We start from the raw sequence: 3,668 nt of genomic DNA, 5'->3' as shown, positions 1-3,668 counted from the left end.
GAAGGCGTCGAGGCCTTCCTCGGCAAGTAAGATGCCAAATCCCCCAGCAAACCGTCAGTAGCCGCGGTCCTCACCGGATGCGTACCGTTCGAAGGAGGAAGCCCTACTATTCCCAATGGGGGACACATTGGCGACCCAAAAGGCGCCCCACTTTTTTGTCCGAGTTCCGCGCCGGGCCTCCCGTAGCCATCCGGTGAAGACCGCAGGCCGCGACCGAGTGGCGGCTTCAACGGACGCCCAGAGGAGCAATGATGTCGTGGAGACCGGAAAATCTGCTTTCTGGCGCGGAAGGCAGGTTAACGGCCAGCGATCCGTCTTATGACGATATGGCCCAAATCATTACAGTTGCGGCCTTGGGCGTCACCATACCTCACCAACTCGCGCCGTCGATGAACCGGCGGGGCAGCCCATTCCACAACGCCGGGTCAAATAGTCTGAGATTGATGCCCATCCGGTCGTACGTCGGATCGTGAGGGCTCCAGTGGGTGGTGACCCCACATGTCGCGCAATGCCACAACGTCAGGGTGGCGTCGCCCTGTACATAGCCTACGCCCATGCCCGCGACTTTCACTTGGCTGGGCGAGCGGTAGGTCCACAGTGCTCCGGTTCGCCGGCAGATCGAGCAATTGCACTCACCGGCATCGACAGGATCATCCTCAATCGCAACGCGGATTGTCCCGCAGTGGCAGCTTCCCTCATGCTTCATGCCAGCATCTCCTGCACTCAACCGGACAAGCCTTGGTTTGTTAGATCTGCAACAAATACGATGACAAGGGAACGCCATACCAGGTTAAACCGGTACGGTAATGTCGTCCCCGTGCAACCGTTCGGTGGCACGGACGTGGGCCTCGACTAGCCTTTCGAGCGGCATCAGCGCCAGTCAGACCGGCCGCTTGGGACGACGTAAGACCTTCCTCAGATATATCTCCGCTCGAGTGAGCTCCTTTTGAACCGTGCGCTTGTGCAACCCGAACTCGGCGGCAATCTCGCTTTGCGATTTCTCGTCGCGCCACTTGGCCAGGAATATTGCCTGCCGCCGAGGCGGGAGGGTATGAAGCGCCTGCAAAGCTCGCGTCATTTCGTCCGTAGCCAAGGTGGCGGCTTCCTGACTCGGCGCATTGTCCGGAATATCGAGAAGCCCAGCATCCTCCATGTTGATCGCGCGCCAGTCGCTCCGCCTCCTGTTCTTTGCGAGATTGATGGCCATCCGGTAGAGGTAGAAGCGTGGGTTATGGAGATCGCCGATAGACGGGTCCGCCCTCAGCTTGACATAGACGTCGTGGAGCGCCTCAGCTGCAGCCTCGGAGGAACGCAGATGCGCCGAGAGGCGCATTTGCAGCGCCCCATATTCAATCTCAAGAAGGGCAAGAAGTTGCTCAACCGGGCTCTGGTTGGTCGCTTGGAACGAAGCGTCGAATTCGCTTGCCTGCGCAGGCTGGAGTGGTTCCGAGTCGTCAATCATTGCCTTCCAGACTTTAGCAGGGATCGGTTCGCCAATTCCGATGTGAACTCGTTGTTTGCTCTCACCGCAGCTGACAGAGTTCGGCGCGGATAGAGCTGTGGCGCAGATGTTGTGAGGAGCTAGGCCCTTTCAGCAGGACTCATGGCTCGGTTACGACTTGCGCCGCGGAGCCAGAATCGGACCCGGTTTGCGGCCTCGCGATCGCCGGATATCCCGGCGCCGCGCGGCTTGCGCTTCCGTTCGCATCTGTGCGAGCACCTGGCGAAGGCCATGCAGTTGATCCACGAGGTGGAGCACGATGTCGACGCCTTCGTCGTTCACGCCAAAGTCTCGCTTCAGATCATGTATGAGGCGCGCGCGGGCCGCGTCCATGTCGGTCAGGACGATGGTCGTGGATCGGCGCTCGCCAAGGAGCCATTCGCGATCGATCCACTGCTCGAGCGAGTGGAGTTCGATCCCCGAGCGGGATAGAAATTCGTCCAAGTCTATCATCGCGAGGCCTCACGAGGATTGAAATTCTTGCCGGCTTCCCAGGTCGCAACGAATTGTATGAGTTCCGGATCGGCCGGCTTGGGCAGCACGATCCTGAGCTTCACGAATTGATCGCCACGACCGCCGCCGAGCCGAGGGGCACCCTTGCCTTTGAGGCGCAGCATGCTGCCACTGTTCGAATTGGCCGGCACGGTCATCGTCACATCACCGGTTGGCGTGGGAACGCGAATCTTGCCGCCGAGGACGGCTTCGCTCAGCGAGATCGGAACGTCGATCGTGATGTCGTCGCCATTGCGGAGGAAGCGTGGGTCGGATCGAACCTCGATCTCGATATATGCGTCTCCTGGGCCACCCTTGCCGGCGCCAGGTGCGCCCTTGCCCTTGAGGCGAAGCGATTGCCCATCAACGACGCCCGCCGGGACCGTCACGTCGAGCGTGCCGCCCACTGGCAGGGTTATCCGCTGTGAACCGCCGGTGATCGACTCCACGAAGCTGACCGAAAGGCGATAGTGCAAGTCCTGCCCGCGGCGATTGGCGCGCGCCTGCGCGCTACGACGGAAGAGTTCGGCGAACGGATCGTCGCCTGCGGCAAAATCCGCAAAGCCAGCGTTACTCGAATAATGGCCGGGGTCCGACCCGGCATAGTCACGATAATATTGCTGTGGGGGCCGCTCTGCGCCGGTCTCGTCGATCTCGCCCGTGTCGTAACGCCTGCGTTTCTCCGGGTTGCTCAGCAGATCGTAGGCGCCTGCGACTTGCTTGAACTTGTCCTCGGCCGACTTGTCGCCAGGGTTGAGGTCCGGATGGAGCTTCTTCGCGAGCTTGCGATACGCTTTCTGGATATCGTCCCCGCTCGCGGACGCGGCGACGCCGAGAACTTCATATGGATTGCTCACCTGCTACGCCTCCTGGTCGCGCTGAGGATCGGCGCGAACCCTTCCGCAGCGTTCGCCGTCAGCCTCGGTATATCCATCTCCTGGCCGCATCCCCTCGTCACGCGGACTTCAGCCGCCTCAGGCCAAAGGCAAGTGAGATAAGGAAAACACCGCGGAAGAGAAAGCTGAAGCCGATGATCGCCGCCACGAAGGCAAGCCCTGCCAGCGGGCCGCTGATCACCAGATAGGTACCCAGCCCGATATCGACGACGCCGAGCAACAGCCTCCATCCCTGGTCATGCGTACCTTTCAGTCCATAGAAAAGCTGGGAAAATCCTGAGACGAACAGCCACAGCCCGATCGCCCAAGCGAGCGATGCGGCACCCTGGAATGGATCGAACAGCACGAAGATGCCTGCGAGTACCGCCACGACGCCGAGGAGCAACTCCAGCACCTTCGATCGGGTAGAAAAGGCTGACAGTCCAGCGACTATCGCGATGACGCCATAGGCAAGCAATATCGCCCCGAAGATCACGCCGGCGGCAAAGCCCGTCGCGAGCGGGTTCAGGAAAGCCAGGATCCCGCCCAGGATCAGGAGCACGCCATAGGTCAGAACCCATCCCCAACCGGTGGATGCCGGAAACGGCGAACCCCAGACCTCCTTATTTGCTTCGTGCGCGCTCATAAGCTTTCTCCCTAATTCGTTCGGGCAATCCTTCGTCAGCTGCTGTCGCCCAATTCAGTCCCACGCTATTCTAGCCTCTCTTATTCACGACGCTCGGTTTCGGGCCCGCTCTGGGCATTTGCTGCGGCTGGCTGTATTGCGCGGACGACCGGCA

General features: G+C 60.7%; 5 protein-coding genes. All 5 read right to left on the bottom strand.

Features of this window, described 5'->3' with window-relative positions:
- Positions 1 to 370 precede the first annotated feature (370 nt).
- Positions 371 to 706, bottom strand: coding sequence for a GFA family protein (locus tag K7W03_RS26895; RefSeq protein WP_222887993.1), 336 nt, complete (start codon positions 704 to 706; stop codon positions 371 to 373).
- Between the two features lie 174 nt (positions 707 to 880).
- The gene (locus tag K7W03_RS26885; RefSeq protein WP_043152251.1) at positions 881 to 1,462 is read right to left on the bottom strand and encodes an RNA polymerase sigma factor; all 582 of its coding nucleotides are present in this window, start codon (positions 1,460 to 1,462) and stop codon (positions 881 to 883) included.
- Positions 1,463 to 1,612: 150 nt separating this feature from the next.
- Complete coding sequence (locus K7W03_RS26880) at positions 1,613 to 1,954, bottom strand: chaperone modulator CbpM (protein ID WP_222887991.1); 342 nt, start codon at positions 1,952 to 1,954, stop codon at positions 1,613 to 1,615.
- On the bottom strand, positions 1,951 to 2,850 hold the full coding sequence (locus tag K7W03_RS28280) for a DnaJ C-terminal domain-containing protein (protein ID WP_222887989.1): 900 nt from the start codon (positions 2,848 to 2,850) through the stop codon (positions 1,951 to 1,953). The genes K7W03_RS26880 and K7W03_RS28280 overlap by 4 nt, the downstream gene beginning before the upstream one ends.
- 97 nt (positions 2,851 to 2,947) lie before the next feature.
- Positions 2,948 to 3,514, bottom strand: a complete 567-nt coding sequence (locus K7W03_RS26870) for an HdeD family acid-resistance protein (RefSeq protein ID WP_222887987.1) — start codon at positions 3,512 to 3,514, stop codon at positions 2,948 to 2,950.
- Positions 3,515 to 3,668 lie beyond the last annotated feature (154 nt).

Source organism: Sphingobium sp. PNB (assembly GCF_019873065.1).
Taxonomy (GTDB): domain Bacteria; phylum Pseudomonadota; class Alphaproteobacteria; order Sphingomonadales; family Sphingomonadaceae; genus Sphingobium; species Sphingobium fuliginis.
This window is presented reverse-complemented; position numbering and strand designations above follow the sequence as displayed.